The following is a 13,975-nucleotide window of genomic DNA, read 5'->3' as shown; positions in this document are numbered from 1 at the left end:
GCCTTACTTGACCGACACGCGGGCCAGGTCGTACTGCCCGCGCCAGCCGTCCGGCACCGCGTCCTTGACGTTCTTGCCGAACAGGTAGACGTCCTTCTCGTAGAACAGCGGCACGGTCAGCGCCTGCTGCCCGAGCTTGGCGTCCAGCGCGCCCCAGCGGGCCTGCGCCTGAGCCGGGTCGGTGATCGCGTTGATCGCGTCGATCTCGGTGTTCACGCTCGGGTCGTTCAGCTGCGCCATGTTGAAGTTGCCGCCGCTGTTGATGATCTCCCGGCCGTCGAAGATCGGGATCAGGAACGGCGCGCCGGAGGGCCAGTCGGCGCCCCAGTACTGCAGCGAGATGCCGGGCTCGGTGGCCGGCTTGCCGGTCACGTCCTGGTAGCTGTTGTCGTCCACCGGGTTCAGCTTCACCGTGATGCCCGCCGCCTTCAGCGCGTCCTGCACCGCGGTGGCTTCCTTCGGGCCCAGGTTGTTGGCGTCGTCGCTCTGGTGGAACAGCGTGATCGTCAGGCCGTTGGGATACCCCGCCTGCGCCAGCAGGTCCTTGGCCTTGGCCGGGTCGCCGGTGGCGCCGGCCGGGAAGTAGTCGTAGGGCTGGTAGCCCAGCGCCTTCTGCGGGGGCAGGAAGGTGGTCGAGGCGCCGGCCACGGCGGTGCCGCCGGCGGCGTTGACCGCGGTGGTGCGGTTGATCGCGTAGGAGACCGCCTCGCGCACCCGGATGTCGTCGAACGGCTTCACCTTGGTGTTGAACGCCAGGTACGTGGTCGCCGGGAACTCCCCGCGCGCCACCCGCTTGGCCAGCGAGGGGTTGCTGTTCAGCTGGGCCAGCTGGTCCGGGCCGATGGTGGTGTCGGTGGTGACCGCGTTCGCGTCCTGGCCGGTGCCGGTGGCGATGCGCTGGTTGATGACCGCCGGGTCCAGGTCCGAGGTCACGTTGATCTTGTCCGGGCACGCGTAGCGCAGCGGGTCCGAGGCCGCGGTCCAGTGCGGGTTGCGCACCAGGTCCAGGGTCTTGCCCTTGTCGTAGCTGGCGACCATGTAGGGGCCGGAGGAGATCGGGTGCTTGTCGTAGTCGACGCCGGTGTCCTTGGCCTTGGGCACCGGGGCGAACTGCGTCGCGGTGGCCAGCAGCGGGAAGTCGCCCTCGGGCTTGCGCAGGTGGAAGATGATGGTCTTCGCATCCGGCGTCTCGATCGCCGCGATGCCGTCGGGGTCCTTGTAGGGGCCCTGGTAGTTCGCGGCGTTCACCAGCCAGTCGCGCAGGTACGGGGCGCCGCCGGGCAGCTCGGGGGCGAAGGAGCGCTCGATGCCGTACTTGACGTCGGCCGAGGTGATCGGCGTGCCGTCCTCGAAGTAGATGTCGTTCTTGAGGTGGTACGTCCAGGTCTGCGCGTTGTCGCTCGGCGTGCCCAGGTCCGTGGCCAGGTCCGGCGCGGGCTTGGCGCCGGCCTCCCCGGGCTGCCGGTTGCGCGTGGTCAGCGTGCGGAACAGCAGCGAGGGGATGTTGCCGCCGCCGGAGGTGTAGATCCGCGCGGGGTCCAGCTTGCTGATGCTGTCCTGGTTCAGGACCTCCAGCGTGCCGCCCTGGCAGGTCTTGGGGTCGAAGGCGGCCGAACCGGCGGTGCCGGACGAGGAGTGGCCCGCCGACGACGAGCACGCGGCCGCACCCGCGGCGACCAGCGCCAGGGCAGCCGACAGGACGGATATTCTCCGCATGGGAAGAAACCTCTCGGACGAGGGAGACGAGGGAAAGCGGTGCGCACCGGCAAGGGCACGCACTGACGTGTAACGCTTAAGCAGAAGTCCGCAAAAGAACGCGGAAGCAAGGCCGACTAACGGCTACAGAGGATGTCCGCCACGCAGTGGTTGGTCACGGCGAGCAGCGCGCGTTCGAGGAACGCCATGCGGGCCGTGAGAATCGAGGACATGTCTAGAAGGTAGGTCGGGATTCGGGCGAGGGTCAAACCGGTTCGGTATATGGACAAGAGCTTGATGCGATCGTTACATGGGGGTGCCCGCGCCGAGATCATCCGGCGGCGGGGTCCAAGGGGCATGAGGCGGTTATGCCCACGTCATGTCAGCGTCATGCGATCACCGAAAGACGTTCGCCGTAGCAACTTTCCGCCGATCCCGTAAGGGCAAATGTCCTCTGCCTCAACCGCCGGGCACTGGCTTAGCGTGCCGCTGTGATGGAGTACTCCGCCCTCGGCGGCCAGGTCCGATGGCGCGCGGCGTGGGCCACCACCGCCGAGCCCGACGTCCGGCGTCTCGGTGCTCTGGGCGGCCACGGCAGGCCGGTGCACGCCGTCGCCGTCACCGCGATCGGCGGGCGGCCGGTCGCCCTGGTCGGCGATGCCGGCGGCTTTCTGCTCACCTGGGACCTGGCCACCGGCGCACCCGCCGGGGCATCGCGCGTGGGCGAGCGGTGTCCGGTGCTCGCGGTGGCCGCCGCGGAGCTCGACGGTCGGCCGGTCGCGGTCACCGGCGGCTTCGACGGCACGGTCGGGGTCTGGGACCTGATGAGCGACAGCCCGGCGGCCGGGCCCTTCCCGGGGCACCGCGGCCGGGTTCACGCGGTGGCGGCCATCGTGCTGGGGAGCCGGCCGGCGGCGGTCTCCGGCGGCGCTGACGGCACGGTCCGGGTGTGGGACCTGCGCACCGGTGCCGCGTTGCGGCCGCCGGAGCCGTCGCTCGGGGCGGTGGGGGCGGTCGCCGCGGCGGTGGTGGGCGGCCGGCCGTGGGTGGTCGGCGGCGACAGCCGGGGTTCGGTCATGGCCTGGGCGCTGGCCGGCGGGGAGCGGGGCAGAGTGATGCCGGCGCATCGGGACGAGGTGACCGCCGTGGCGGTGGCCGACCTCGGTGGTCGCGCGGTGGGCATCAGCGGCGGCCGTGATCGGACCGTCCGGGTCTGGGATCTGGCGACCGGCGAGCAGGTCGGCGACATTGTCGGGGACCGGAAAGCGGCCGTTTGCGCGCTCGCGGTGATGCCTTCGCCTGCCGGGCCGGTCCTGGTCATCGGGCGCGCCGACGGCGGCGTCGACTTCGTCGCCCTGGCGACCCGCGTCGCGGTGACCGACTCCATCCGCGCTCACCGGCGTGCGGTGACCGCGGTGGCGGTCGCCGAACTCGGCGGCCGGCCGATCGTCGTCTCGGCCGGCGGTGACGCCGTCGTCAACGTCTGGGATCTGGCCGCGCGCCCCCGCGGCGGCCGCTCACCGCTGTCCGTGCCCGGGGTGCGGGCGGTGTCGGCGGCGCTGGCCGAGGTGCCCGGCGGTCCGACCATCGCGGTGGTCGGCGACGATCACGGCCGGCTGTGGCTGCGGGACGTGCACACCGGCGCGCCGCTCGGCGATCCGGTGCCCGGTCGTGCCGACGCGATGGACGCGGCCTCCTGCGTGACGACCGCGGTGCTGCACGGCCGTCCGGTGTTCGTCGCCGGGAGCGCCGACGGCACGGTGCGGATGTGGGACGCCGACTCGGGCGGGCCGGTCGGGGCGGCGATGACAGGGCACGAAGGCGCGGTGACGGCGATAGCGGCGACGGTGCTCGACGGGCGGCCGATCGCGGTCACCGGCGGGCGGGACGCGACGGTGCGGGTCTGGGACCTGGCCGCGTGCGCGCCGGCCGGTGCTCCGCTGGCCGTGCACGCCGCCGTGGTCCGGGCGGTGGCGGTAGCGCAGCTGGACGGCCGGCCGGTCGCGGTCAGCGGCGGCGATGACCGGCTGGTGCGAACCTGGGACCTGCGCACCGGTGCCGAGGCCGCGCCGCCGTACCCGACCACCCACCCGGTGCGGGCCCTGGCCGCGACGCGGGCCGGGGTGCTGGTCGCCGCGCTGGAGGCGGTCATGCTGGTGCCGCTCACATCCGGGTCTCCCGCGTCCCGGGCCCTCATGCCCGGGTCTCCCGTGCCCGGGCCTCTTGCGCCCGACTCTTTTGCGCCTCCGTCGCTCACGCCTCGCTCTTGAGCTCCTTCATCGTCAGGTGCGAGGTCAGCCGCAGCACCCCGGGCAGGCCGCTGAGCTTGGTGGTCAGGAACTCCTCGTAGGCGGCGTGGTCGGCGACCGCGACGCGCAGGAAGTAGTCCTTGCGGCCGAACAGCCGGCGCAGTTCGGTGACCTCCTCGTAGGAGACCACGATGCGTTCGAACTCCTCGAAACTCTTGCGGTCGTTGCCGCTGACCTCGACGTCCACCAGGACTTCCAGACCCCGGCCCAGGGCGCGGGGGTCGATGACGGCGCGGTAGCCGCTGATGACGCCGGCGTCCTCCAGCCGTTTGACCCGGCGCAGGCACGGCGGCGGGGTGAGGCCGACGCGCTTGGCGAGTTCGACGTTGGTCAGACGGCCGTCTGTGCGGAGGTGCAACAAAATTTCGCGGTCGATGGCATCCAGGGTCACTTCATTGCTCACAAGGACATTGTAGAGCCATAATCGGAAACCATATTAGGCGCGATTCTTTCTAGAATTTCGCCATGAGAACTGGTGTGGCACTGCGGGACTCAGCCTCGGTAGGGATCGGGCTGCTGCCGCTGGGCGTGGCGTTCGGGGTGGTGGTCACGCACGCCGGGCTGCCGTGGTGGTGCGCCGTCCTGTTCACCAGCGTGATCTACGCGGGGTCGCTGGAATTCCTGCTGGTGCCGCTGGCCGTGGCGATGGTCCCGCTGGCGAGCATCGCGATGACCGCGTTCTTGGTGAACGTCCGGCACGTGTTCTACTCGCTGTCCTTCCCGCTGCACCGGGTGGACGGCCGGCTCGCCAAGGCCTACAGCACCTTCGCCATGACCGACGAGGCCTATGCGCTGACCACGGCGGAGAAAGCGCGGGATTGGCCGGGCCGGCGGGTCGTGTGGCTGCAGGTGTTGTTGCAGTTGTACTGGGTGCTCGGGGCGACGGTCGGAGCGTTGCTCAGCACCCTGATACCCAGCAGTATCACCGGTCTGGACTTCGCGATGACCGCGCTGTTCACGGTTCTGGCGTTGGACGCGCTGCGCGATCAGCGCGGGGACCTGCCGACGCCGGTGCTGGCGGTATTCAGTGCGCTGATGGCCCGGTGGTTGTTCCCGGGGCAGTTCCTGCTGGCCGCTTTCGTGGTGTTCACGGCCGGGCTGTCGGTCCGCCGCGTGGTCTCGGTGCGGAGGAACGCAGATGCCTGATACCAGCTACCTGGTCGCCGCGGTCCTTGTCGCCGCGGCCGTGACGTGGGCCTTGCGGGCGCTGCCGTTCGCGGCGCTGAACGCGCTGCGCTCCAGCGCGACCGTGCGGGAGCTCAGCGCTCGGATGCCGGCCGGCGTCATGGTGATTTTGCTGTGCTACTGCCTGCGCGATCTGCCGGTGACGCATCCGGCGCGGTTGCTGGCGCCGCTGGTGGCTTTGGCAATGACAGTGGGTCTGCACGTATGGCGTCGCAGTGCCCTGGTGAGCATCGTCGGCGGAACCGTGGTGTACGTCGTCCTGGCGAACGCGGTGCATCTGGGCTGACCGGCGATCAGTCCCGCTCGGCCACCGGTGCCAGGGCGGTCGTCAGCTCGGCCGCCGCTTCGTGGATGTAGACGGGGAAGTCGGCCCCGTCCGGCTCCTCGGTCCAGCGGGCGAACGCGGCCCGGAAAACGGCGATGCCGACCTCGGCGAGCATGCGCGCGGCGGTCTCGGTCGCGCCGCGGGCGAGCAGGGCCTCGGTCAGGGAATCGCTGACGGCCGCGAATTTGGTGCGCTCGCGCTCCCGGAGCTCGGCGCTGCCGGCCACGACGCGGCGGCGCTCGGGGGAGCGGGGCACGTTCGCGGCCAGGGTCGCGGCGGTGCCGGCGAGCCCGGCCAGCAGCGCCTGGGCCGGGCCCAGGCTCGCGTCGGCCTCGGCCACCGCCTTGGAGATGACCTGCGGCAGCCGGTCCGAGCCGGCGAACAGCACGTCGCGCTTGTCGGCGAAGTAGCGGGAGAACGTGCGGCGGGTCAGACCCGCGGCGTCGGTGATGTCGGCGACGGTGACGTTCTCGTATCCGCGGGCCAGGAACAGCGCCAGCGCGGCTTCACGGAGGCGGTCCTCGGCACTCGGTTCCCAGCGCGGCATGGGGTCAGCCTAGCAGTGATGACACAGTGAGACATCATGCGCTACGGTGATGTCTCAGTGGGACATCACCAATCGGTGATGGATGACGGATCGATGGCAGATCGATGACAGGAGGACGGATCATGGCACTGACGGGACAGAAGATCGTCGTCATAGGCGGCAGCTCCGGCATGGGACTGGCGACGGCGCGCGCCGCCGCGCAGGCCGGCGCGAGCGTGACCATCGCCTCGAGCGACAAGCGGCGCCTGGACGCGGCGCTGGCCGACCTGCCCGACGGCTGCGACGGCGTCGTGGCCGACACCAGGGACGAGGAGGCGATCGCCGCGCTGTTCGAGCACGTGGGCCGCCTGGACCACCTCGTCTACACCGCCGGCGACGCCGTCGCCCCGCACCCGGTGGCCGAGGTGGCCCTCGCCGACGCGCGCCGGCGGCTGGACGTGCGCTTCTGGGGCACGGTCACGGCGGTGAAGCACGCGATCCCGCGCCTGAGCAGGACCGGCTCGATCTCGGTGACCTCCGGCACCGTCGGCGTCCGCCCGGTCCCCGGCTTCGCCCTCGGCGCGGCCGGCGTGGGCGCGATCGAGGGCCTGGCCCGCGGCCTGGCGGTGGAGCTGGCGCCGGTCCGGGTGAACGTGGTCAGGGCCGGCGCTGTGCGCACGCCGATGTGGGACGCGATCCCGCAGCAGCAGCGCGACGGGATGTTCGGCGCGATGGCGAAGCGGACGCTGACCGGCGCGATCGGCGAGGCCGAGCAGATCGCCGCGACCCACGTGTTCTTGATGGAGAACGGATTCGTGACCGGGACGGTGGTCACGGTCGACGGGGGGTCGGTGCTGACCGGGAGCTGAGAGGGCCGGGTCCTCAGCCTCTGATGAAGCCCCCGTGCGGATTGAGGCTGGTGAAAGCGGCGAGGCTGACGACGTGGATCTGCGCGTCCCCCGGGTCCCAGTAGCGGACCAGGTCGGGCTTCGCCGGTTCGTCCGGCTTCGCCGGCGGGTCGGCCTTGCCGATCGCCAGGGCGACGACGACGTGCCCGTTGATCAACGTGGCCTGCGGGAAGTTCTGCTCCAGCTGCGCGGGTCCCCAGTCCGCGCCGTGCCAGCGTGCGAGCGGGCGGAGGTGGCCGTGCCTGCCGTCCTTGTTGATGGCCTCGACCATCAGGTTGATGCCCTGAGGGGACTGTCCCTTGGACAGCGCGTTCAGATCGGAGAACAGCGCCACGCCGCTCCAATTGGTGTCCAGGATCGCCCCGAACGCGTAGCACCAGCAGAGCATCGTCCCGCGGCCCTGGGACCGGGCGGTGTGGGAAAGCGTCTGTCTCCCGTAGAAGATGTATCCGTTTTCGCGCCACGACATGGCTGCCCCCTGGATCCGTTTGTGCGAACGGTGATGGGAGCGAGCGTATGCAGGGGCGGACGTCGCGGTAACGGTCATTCGCGCAGACTTCTACACCTGCTTGCGCATCACCATCGAGGCCACGTCGTAGCCGGCGCGGCGGTACAGCGCGATCGCCGCGGCGTTGTCGCCGACGACGTTCAATCCCAGCGCGGTGCGACCGTCGGCGGCGATGAGCTCCTCGACGGCGGCGAGGATCGCGGCGCCGTAGCCGTGGCGGCGGTGCGGCTCGAAGACGTTGATGTCGTAGAGCCACGCCGACGCCGCGGCGCCGCTCGGGTCCGGGCCCGCCCAGGCGTTGCCGACGGCCTCGCCGGCCTTGTTCTCGGCGGTCAGCAGGTGGTGGCCGGGGGTTTCCAGGCCGTCGGGCAGGAACCGGGCGGTGCCTTGGGCGACGCGCTCGCGTGCGAGGTCCTCCGCCATGGTCCGGCTGAGTACCCGTACCGACTCCGCCTCGCGGTGCTCGGTCGCGGCGCGGTACTCGGCCGTGGTCATCGTGCGGAGGGTCACCTGCTGCGCGGTCATGGCGCCATTGTGGTCGCTCGGCCGGCGGCGCGGGCTTGACCTCAAGCGCTTGAAGTGTGGTCCGCTGCCTTCATGACGGTTTCCACGGCATACACGATCCAGGAGGTCTCCCGGCACAGCGGCCTGTCCGAGCCGACCCTCCGCTACTACGAGGAGGTCGGGCTCGTCGGCCCGATCGACCGGGACGAGCGCAGCGGCCACCGCCGCTACGGCGAGGGCGACCTGGAGACGGTCGAGGTGCTCTCGTGCCTGCGCGCGGTCGGCATGGGCATCGACGACATGCGCACCTACCTGGCGAACCGGCGTATCGGCCGGTCGCGGGCGGGGGAGCAGCGCGATCTGCTGCTGCGGCACGTCGAGCGGGTCGAGGCCGAGATCGCCGCGCAGCGGCTGCGGCTGGGCTACCTGCGCCAGAAGGCCGAGCTGTGGGACGCCCGCGACCGGGGCGACGCCGTCGCCGAGGAGGTGGCCGCCGAAAGGCTGGTGGCCACGATGAAGCGTTTGGAGGCGCTGCGATGAGTGATTCCACCAATCCCGTACTGGTGACCGGCGGGTCCGGCTACCTGGGGAGCCATGTCGTGGCCGCGTTGCTGCGGGACGGCCGCCGGGTGCGGGCCACAGTGCGGTCGCAGGCTCGCGAAGCCGGTCTGCGCGAGGCGGTGCGCCGGGGCGGCGCCGACGATGCCCGCCTGGAGGTCGTCGCCGCCGAGCTGACGGCCGACGCGGGCTGGAAGCAGGCGATGGCCGGGGTCCAGGAGGTCCACCACGTCGCCTCGCCGATCCCGGCGGCGCAGCCCGCCGACCCCGACGAGCTGATCGTCCCGGCGCGGGAGGGCACGCTGCGCGTGCTGGGCGCGGCCCGGGACGCCGGGGTCCGCCGGGTCGTGCTCACCTCGTCGTTCGCGGCGATCGGCTACACGCCGAAGCCCGACGCCGAGCACCCCGGGCACCCCGAGTTCACCGAGGCCGACTGGACCGACCCCGACACGCCCGGGCTGGCACCGTACCCGCGGTCCAAGGCGATCGCCGAGCGGGCCGCGTGGGACCTGATGGCCGACGGCGGCACCGAGCTGGTGGCCGTCAACCCGACCGCGATCTTCGGCCCCACCCTGACCCCGGCGCTGGGCTCGTCGATGCAGCTGATCAAGGCCCTGCTCGACGGCACGATGAGCGTCGCGCCGCGCCTGCGCTTCGGCGTCGCCGACGTACGCGACGTCGCCGACCTGCACCTGCGCGCGATGGCGGCACCCCAGGCCGCCGGCAAGCGGTTCCTGGCCCTGGCCGACGGCCCGGCGCTGAGCTTCCTGGAACTCGCCGCGATCCTGCGCGACCGCCTCGGCGACCTCGCGGCGCTCGCACCGACCACCGAGGCCGACGGCCCCGAGGTCCCCCGCCCGGTCATCCACAACGACCGGGCGCGCCAGGAACTGGGCTGGCGTCCGCGGCCGGCCGAGACGACGATCGTGGAGTCGGCGGAGAGCCTGCGGGATCTCGGCTTGCTGACGCACCGCTGACGTACTGCTGATGCCTTGGCGGTGAGGCCGACCTGTGCGGTTCGCGTGGTGACAAAACTGATCTGGCACCGCGCGACCGGTAGGCGTGCTCATACGAGCTCTGACAATGTGGTCAGCGAGGACCTGGCCGGGGACCCGGGCTTCCGCAAGCGATCATTACGGCGCTTCGGCGTGGAAAGGTCCTTATTGCTTCACCGCGTGATACCGCCGCGTTCCGACCCCCCACTTCAGTTAGCTCTGCGTCAGAGCTAAAATCGGGGGTATGAGCGGTGCCACCGAGCCATCGGAGCTTGAGAACGTCCTTGCGGGGCTGAACCGGCTGATCCGGCGCCGGCTGCGTGCCGGGCTTCAGCTGCCGCGCCTGCGCGGCGCGGAGGTCGAGCTGCTCAGGCTGGTGCGTGCGCATCCGGGCCTGCGGGTCTCCGAGGCCGCCAAGGAGCTCGGGCTGGCCGGGAACTCGGTGTCCACGCTGGTCAAGGGGTTGGTGGAGCTCGGCATGCTGGAGCGCTCGGCCGATCCCAGCGACGGCCGGGCCACCCTGCTGCGCATCACCCCCGAGGCGGAGAAGCGGCTGCAGGAGTGGCAGGACCGTCGCTCCGTGCTGGTTTGCGCGCACATCGAGCGCCTGGCGCCGGCCGACCGTGCCGCGCTGGACGCCGCGCTGCCGGCGTTGCGGGCCCTGTCCGCGTCGCTGCATGAGGAAGCCGAGAACGGCGCCGGGGTTCCGGACCGCGTTGAGTTCCCCGAGAGCGGAGATGGCATATGACCGCTGCCGATTCCCGACAACCCGCCGCTGCGCCCGACGCCGGCGCGGCGGCGATCGCCGTCACCGGCCTGGTCTACGCCTTCGGCCAGACCCGGGCCGTGGACGGCATCGACCTGACCGTCCCGGCCGGGCAGGTCTTCGGGCTGCTGGGCCCCAACGGCGCCGGCAAGACCACCGCGATCCGCGCCATCACCACGCTGCCCAAGGTGCCGCCGGGGATGATCCGCCTCTTCGGGCACGACGTCGCCCGCGACCGCATGGGCGCGCGCCGGCTGCTGGGCTACGTCCCGCAGCAGCTGTCCGCCGACAGCGGGCTGACCGGCTTCGGGGTGCTGGCCGGCGCGGCCGTGGCCGGGATCGCCGCGGCCTCGGCGCTGCTCGGGCGGCTCGCGAAGTAATCGGCAGGGCCGCGGAACCAGTTTGTCGGGGCCCCAGAACCAGTCCGGCACGGCCCCGGTCGGCGCATGCGGCCCAGCCGAGAGGCACGTCCGCCCATACCGACGCAAACTGGTCGGGATGCCCTTCCGAAGGAGGATTCGTGGCAACCCTGACCGTGTGGAAGTTCGACAACCCCGACGGTGCCGAGACGGTGCTCGAGGAGCTGAAGCAGCTGCAGGCCCAGGAACTGATCAAGGTGCTGGACGGCGCCGTGGTCAGCTGGCCGGCCGACGCCAAGCGCCCCAAGACCCGGCAGCTGGCCGACATGACCGGCCGCGGGGCCCTGGGCGGCGCCTTCTGGGGCCTGCTGTTCGGGCTGCTGTTCTTCATCCCGCTGATCGGCCTGGCGGTCGGCGCCGCGGCCGGCGCGCTCGGCGGCTCGATGGCCAACGTCGGGATCGACAAGGACTTCATCGAGCAGGTGAAGGCGAAGGTCACGCGGGGCACCTCGGCGCTGTTCGTGCTGTCCTCCGACGAGGTGGGGGACCGGGTGCTGCCGACCTTCGAGCGGGCCGGGGCCGAGCTGATCAAGACGAACCTCTCCGCGGAGCAGGAGGCGCAGCTGCGCGAGGCCTTCGCCGAGGAGGAGGAAGAGCAGCAGGCGGCGCCGGCGCCGGCGGCTCCGGGCGCGACCCCGGCGGCGAAGCCGGCCCCGAAGCCCGGACCGGTCCCCAAGCCGGGGCCGAAGCCGGGCCCGCCGCCCTCGGCGTCCTCTGGATCCTCCGCGTCCTCAGGGTCCTCTGGATCCTCTGGGTCTTCCGCGGCGCGCGCGGCCGGGGCGGCGGCGGCCCGCGAGTCCGGCGCCGGGACCAAGGGCGCGAACTCCGGTTCGGCGGCCAAGAGCGGCTGACAGCGTTCAGCGTTCAACGTTCAACATTCAGCGTTCAACATTCAGCGTTTGCGGACCGGCTCGGTCGCCTTCCCGGCGGCCGGGCCGGTTTTCGTATGCGATGCCGTATACCGTGGCAGGAATGAGCTTCCGGCTGGCCGCCTATGCCGTCTGCATCGTCGATGACCGAGTCCTGCTGGCCCGCTGTGTGCAGGCGGACGGCGACAGTGTCTGGACATTCCCCGGCGGCCGCGTCGAGCACACCGAGGACCCCATCGACGCGGTGATCCGCGAGGTCGCGGAGGAGACCGGCTGCGACGCGGTGGTCGAACGGCTGCTCGGCGTGGACTCGCGCGTCATCCCCATCGCCGAGATGCGTGAACCCGGCCCGGTCCCGCACCAGAACGTCGGCATCTTCTACCAGGTCCGCATCACCGGCGGCGAGCCGCGGCCCGAGCCGGACGGCGACATCGCCGAGTCGGTCTGGACCCCGATCGCCGAGGTCCCCGCCCTGCGCCGCTCCTCGCTGGTCGACGTGGGCCTGGCGCTGGCCCGGACCACCCCGGCGACCGGCCACGTCGCCGCGGTGCCGGTCGGCGGCCTGGTCCGGCATTGAGCCCGATACTTGATCCATCACTGAGACCAGCGAGGAGTGCCATGGAAGCCCCGGATGAGAACGTCGTGCAAGCCGCCCAGGAAATGGTGGCCGAAGGGGCCCCGGTCTTCGTGCACGGTGCCGCCCCGGCCGTCGGCGACGACGGAGAGCCGGCCGACACCATCGACCCCGCCGACGGCGAGGTCTTCGACGTCATCGTCCTGGGCGGCGGGCCGACGGGGGAGAACCTCGCCGACCGCGCGCACGCCGGCGGGCTGAGCGTGGCCGTCGTCGAGCACGAACTCGTCGGCGGCGAGTGCTCCTACTGGGCCTGCATGCCCAGCAAGGCGCTGCTGCGGCCGATCGCCGCGCTGGCCGACGCCCGGCGCCTGGAGGGCGCCAAGCAGGCGGTCGCCGCCGGGACGCTGGACGTCGAGGCGGTGCTCGCCCGCCGCGACGGGTTCGCCTCGGACTGGAAGGACGACGGTCAGGTCGACTGGCTCGCCAAGGCCGGCCTGTGCCTGGTGCGCGGCCACGCCCGGATCGACGGCGAGCGCCGCGTCGTGGTCCGGACCCCCGAAGGCACCGACCGCGTCCTGACCGCGCGGCACGCCGTCGCGGTGTGCACCGGGACCAAGGCGCTGGTGCCGGACCTGCCGGGTGTGGCCGAGGCGAAGGTGTGGACCAGCCGGGAGGCGACCTCCGCCAAGAAGGCGCCGGCGCGGCTGGCCGTGGTCGGCGGCGGTGTGGTGGCCGTGGAGATGGCCACCGCGTGGCACGCGCTGGGCAGCGAGGTCACCATGCTGGTGCGCGATGACAAGCTGCTGGGCGGCATGGAGCCCTTCGTCGGGGAACTCGTCGCGAAGAACCTCGCCGACGACGGCGTGGACGTCCGCTTCGGGGCCTCGGTCGCCGCCGTGAAGCGCCGGGATGACGGAACGGTCGACCTCGCCCTGGCCGACGGCAGCACCCTGACCGCCGACGAGGTCCTGTTCGCCACCGGCCGCCGGCCCGCGACCGCCGACCTCGGCCTGGAGAACGTCGGCCTCAAGCCCGGCGGCTGGCTCGAGGTCGACGACACCGGACTGGTCCAGGGCGTCGAGGGGGAGTGGCTGTACTCGGCCGGCGACGTCAACCACCGCGCGCTGCTCACGCACCAGGGCAAGTATCAGGGCCGGATCTTCGGCGGCGCGATCGCCGACCGCGCCTTCGGGCGGGCGCTCGACACCGCGCCGTGGGGTCGCAGCGTGGCGACCGCTGACGTGCACGCCGTGACCCAGGTCGTGTTCTGCGATCCCGAGGCCGCCGCCGCCGGCATCACCCTGAAGCAGGCGCAGGACAAGGGACTTCGGGTGCGCGAGGTCGACTACGACCTCGGCTCGGTCGCCGGGGCGGCGCTGTACGCCGACGGGTATACCGGCAAGGCGCGCGCCGTCGTCGATCTGGACCGGGAGGTGCTGGTCGGGGTCACCTTCGTCGGGCCCGGGGTGGCAGAGCTCGTGCACTCCGCGGCGATGGCGGTGGCCGCCGAGGTGCCGCTGAGCCGGCTGTGGCACGTCGTTCCGGCCTACCCGACGATCGGCGAGGTCTGGTTGCGTCTGTTGGAGACGTATCGGGGCTGATGCCCGTGGCGGTACAGCGAGTTAGTATTCACCCCCTGTTGAGGCGGTCGGGGCCGATGTCGGCCCCGACCGCCTTTGTCACCTGCCCGTAACCGGAGCCGGATAACGATTTTTCGCCGTCGGGTCGGCCTGACCAGCATGGGAACGTTAACAGGAAAACAGGTTCGCCAGGACCCATAGTCGCAACTCAGAAGCCTTGCTAACGTTACCGCCGTCACCTTCGAGCTCGT

General features: G+C 71.7%; 16 protein-coding genes and 1 pseudogene. 11 read left to right on the top strand and 6 right to left on the bottom strand.

The genetic code is table 11. The annotated features are described in order from the left end of the window. Nucleotides 1-3: 3 nt before the first annotated feature. Both ABIA35_RS06045 and ABIA35_RS06040 read right to left on the bottom strand, forming a co-directional pair. Nucleotides 4-1,716, bottom strand: coding sequence for an ABC transporter substrate-binding protein (locus ABIA35_RS06045; RefSeq protein ID WP_370357179.1), 1,713 nt, complete (start codon nucleotides 1,714-1,716; stop codon nucleotides 4-6). 116 nt (nucleotides 1,717-1,832) lie between these two features. Then, nucleotides 1,833-1,928 carry an Ms4533A family Cys-rich leader peptide gene (locus ABIA35_RS06040; RefSeq protein WP_370357178.1) on the bottom strand — a complete coding sequence of 32 codons (96 nt, stop codon included), beginning with the start codon at nucleotides 1,926-1,928 and terminating at the stop codon, nucleotides 1,833-1,835. A 261-nt stretch (nucleotides 1,929-2,189) separates the two neighbouring features. Here ABIA35_RS06040 and ABIA35_RS06035 point away from each other — a divergent pair, with 261 nt between their 5' ends. Then, entirely contained in the window at nucleotides 2,190-3,965 is a 1,776-nt protein-coding gene (locus ABIA35_RS06035) for a WD40 repeat domain-containing protein (protein WP_370357405.1), read from the top strand. Here the strand turns inward: ABIA35_RS06035 and ABIA35_RS06030 are convergent. Further along, the gene (locus tag ABIA35_RS06030; protein ID WP_370357177.1) at nucleotides 3,949-4,407 is read right to left on the bottom strand and encodes an Lrp/AsnC family transcriptional regulator; all 459 of its coding nucleotides are present in this window, start codon (nucleotides 4,405-4,407) and stop codon (nucleotides 3,949-3,951) included. The genes ABIA35_RS06035 and ABIA35_RS06030 overlap by 17 nt on opposite strands. A 62-nt stretch (nucleotides 4,408-4,469) precedes the next feature. Between ABIA35_RS06030 and ABIA35_RS06025 the strand changes: the two genes are divergently transcribed. Both ABIA35_RS06025 and ABIA35_RS06020 read left to right on the top strand, forming a co-directional pair. Beyond that, nucleotides 4,470-5,150: an AzlC family ABC transporter permease gene (locus tag ABIA35_RS06025; RefSeq protein ID WP_370357176.1), complete on the top strand. Its 681-nt coding sequence runs from the start codon at nucleotides 4,470-4,472 to the stop codon at nucleotides 5,148-5,150. Next, nucleotides 5,143-5,475, top strand: coding sequence for a branched-chain amino acid transporter permease (locus ABIA35_RS06020; protein ID WP_370357175.1), 333 nt, complete (start codon nucleotides 5,143-5,145; stop codon nucleotides 5,473-5,475). Before ABIA35_RS06025 ends, ABIA35_RS06020 begins: the two co-directional genes overlap by 8 nt. A gap of 7 nt (nucleotides 5,476-5,482) precedes the next feature. Here the strand turns inward: ABIA35_RS06020 and ABIA35_RS06015 are convergent, their stop codons facing one another. Then, complete coding sequence (locus tag ABIA35_RS06015) at nucleotides 5,483-6,061, bottom strand: TetR family transcriptional regulator (protein WP_370357174.1); 579 nt, start codon at nucleotides 6,059-6,061, stop codon at nucleotides 5,483-5,485. A 122-nt stretch (nucleotides 6,062-6,183) separates the two neighbouring features. Between ABIA35_RS06015 and ABIA35_RS06010 the strand changes: the two genes are divergently transcribed. Continuing rightward, entirely contained in the window at nucleotides 6,184-6,909 is a 726-nt protein-coding gene (locus ABIA35_RS06010; protein WP_370357172.1) for an SDR family oxidoreductase, read from the top strand. A 13-nt stretch (nucleotides 6,910-6,922) separates the two neighbouring features. On the opposite strand, the gene ABIA35_RS06005 is transcribed toward ABIA35_RS06010, so the two are convergent. Together ABIA35_RS06005 and ABIA35_RS06000 are read right to left on the bottom strand one after the other, a co-directional pair. Then, nucleotides 6,923-7,417, bottom strand: a complete 495-nt coding sequence (locus tag ABIA35_RS06005; protein ID WP_370357171.1) for a hypothetical protein — start codon at nucleotides 7,415-7,417, stop codon at nucleotides 6,923-6,925. A gap of 90 nt (nucleotides 7,418-7,507) precedes the next feature. After that, the gene (locus tag ABIA35_RS06000) at nucleotides 7,508-7,981 is read right to left on the bottom strand and encodes a GNAT family N-acetyltransferase (protein WP_370357170.1); all 474 of its coding nucleotides are present in this window, start codon (nucleotides 7,979-7,981) and stop codon (nucleotides 7,508-7,510) included. 72 nt (nucleotides 7,982-8,053) lie between these two features. Here ABIA35_RS06000 and ABIA35_RS05995 point away from each other — a divergent pair, with 72 nt between their 5' ends. The 7 genes and pseudogenes from ABIA35_RS05995 to ABIA35_RS05965 all read left to right on the top strand — a co-directional run bounded on the left by ABIA35_RS05995 (nucleotide 8,054) and on the right by ABIA35_RS05965 (nucleotide 13,745). Further along, nucleotides 8,054-8,500 carry a MerR family transcriptional regulator gene (locus tag ABIA35_RS05995; RefSeq protein ID WP_370357169.1) on the top strand — a complete coding sequence of 149 codons (447 nt, stop codon included), beginning with the start codon at nucleotides 8,054-8,056 and terminating at the stop codon, nucleotides 8,498-8,500. Then, nucleotides 8,497-9,495: an SDR family oxidoreductase gene (locus ABIA35_RS05990; protein ID WP_370357168.1), complete on the top strand. Its 999-nt coding sequence runs from the start codon at nucleotides 8,497-8,499 to the stop codon at nucleotides 9,493-9,495. The genes ABIA35_RS05995 and ABIA35_RS05990 overlap by 4 nt, the downstream gene beginning before the upstream one ends. A gap of 262 nt (nucleotides 9,496-9,757) precedes the next feature. Next, nucleotides 9,758-10,261, top strand: coding sequence for a MarR family winged helix-turn-helix transcriptional regulator (locus ABIA35_RS05985; RefSeq protein WP_370357167.1), 504 nt, complete (start codon nucleotides 9,758-9,760; stop codon nucleotides 10,259-10,261). After that, nucleotides 10,258-10,584, top strand: a pseudogene (locus ABIA35_RS05980) (ATP-binding cassette domain-containing protein); the annotation flags it as partial. The gene ABIA35_RS05985 and the pseudogene ABIA35_RS05980, both read left to right, overlap by 4 nt. A gap of 215 nt (nucleotides 10,585-10,799) precedes the next feature. Further along, nucleotides 10,800-11,549: a DUF1269 domain-containing protein gene (locus ABIA35_RS05975; RefSeq protein ID WP_370357166.1), complete on the top strand. Its 750-nt coding sequence runs from the start codon at nucleotides 10,800-10,802 to the stop codon at nucleotides 11,547-11,549. Nucleotides 11,550-11,670: 121 nt separating this feature from the next. Then, nucleotides 11,671-12,144, top strand: a complete 474-nt coding sequence (locus tag ABIA35_RS05970; RefSeq protein ID WP_370357165.1) for an NUDIX hydrolase — start codon at nucleotides 11,671-11,673, stop codon at nucleotides 12,142-12,144. A gap of 41 nt (nucleotides 12,145-12,185) precedes the next feature. Continuing rightward, nucleotides 12,186-13,745, top strand: coding sequence for an NAD(P)/FAD-dependent oxidoreductase (locus ABIA35_RS05965; RefSeq protein ID WP_370357164.1), 1,560 nt, complete (start codon nucleotides 12,186-12,188; stop codon nucleotides 13,743-13,745). Nucleotides 13,746-13,975 lie beyond the last annotated feature (230 nt).

Origin of the sequence: Catenulispora sp. MAP12-49 (assembly GCF_041262705.1) — a bacterium.
GTDB lineage: Bacteria > Actinomycetota > Actinomycetes > Streptomycetales > Catenulisporaceae > Catenulispora.
Note: the sequence above shows the minus strand (reverse complement) of the source record. Positions and strands in the feature narration are given on the sequence as shown.

What these genes read in the sequence shown, in the direction of transcription:
- ABIA35_RS05995 (WP_370357169.1), top strand. Translation starts at nt 8,054, where the DNA reads ATGACGGTTTCCACGGCATACACGATCCAGGAGGTCTCCCGGCACAGC.
- ABIA35_RS06015 (WP_370357174.1), bottom strand. Translation starts at nt 6,061, where the DNA reads ATGCCGCGCTGGGAACCGAGTGCCGAGGACCGCCTCCGTGAAGCCGCG.
- ABIA35_RS05970 (WP_370357165.1), top strand. Translation starts at nt 11,671, where the DNA reads ATGAGCTTCCGGCTGGCCGCCTATGCCGTCTGCATCGTCGATGACCGA.
- ABIA35_RS06040 (WP_370357178.1), bottom strand. Translation starts at nt 1,928, where the DNA reads ATGTCCTCGATTCTCACGGCCCGCATGGCGTTCCTCGAACGCGCGCTG.
- ABIA35_RS06010 (WP_370357172.1), top strand. Translation starts at nt 6,184, where the DNA reads ATGGCACTGACGGGACAGAAGATCGTCGTCATAGGCGGCAGCTCCGGC.
- ABIA35_RS06035 (WP_370357405.1), top strand. Translation starts at nt 2,190, where the DNA reads ATGGAGTACTCCGCCCTCGGCGGCCAGGTCCGATGGCGCGCGGCGTGG.
- ABIA35_RS06005 (WP_370357171.1), bottom strand. Translation starts at nt 7,417, where the DNA reads ATGTCGTGGCGCGAAAACGGATACATCTTCTACGGGAGACAGACGCTT.
- ABIA35_RS06020 (WP_370357175.1), top strand. Translation starts at nt 5,143, where the DNA reads ATGCCTGATACCAGCTACCTGGTCGCCGCGGTCCTTGTCGCCGCGGCC.
- ABIA35_RS05965 (WP_370357164.1), top strand. Translation starts at nt 12,186, where the DNA reads ATGGAAGCCCCGGATGAGAACGTCGTGCAAGCCGCCCAGGAAATGGTG.
- ABIA35_RS06025 (WP_370357176.1), top strand. Translation starts at nt 4,470, where the DNA reads ATGAGAACTGGTGTGGCACTGCGGGACTCAGCCTCGGTAGGGATCGGG.
- ABIA35_RS06000 (WP_370357170.1), bottom strand. Translation starts at nt 7,981, where the DNA reads ATGACCGCGCAGCAGGTGACCCTCCGCACGATGACCACGGCCGAGTAC.
- ABIA35_RS05990 (WP_370357168.1), top strand. Translation starts at nt 8,497, where the DNA reads ATGAGTGATTCCACCAATCCCGTACTGGTGACCGGCGGGTCCGGCTAC.
- ABIA35_RS05985 (WP_370357167.1), top strand. Translation starts at nt 9,758, where the DNA reads ATGAGCGGTGCCACCGAGCCATCGGAGCTTGAGAACGTCCTTGCGGGG.
- ABIA35_RS06045 (WP_370357179.1), bottom strand. Translation starts at nt 1,716, where the DNA reads ATGCGGAGAATATCCGTCCTGTCGGCTGCCCTGGCGCTGGTCGCCGCG.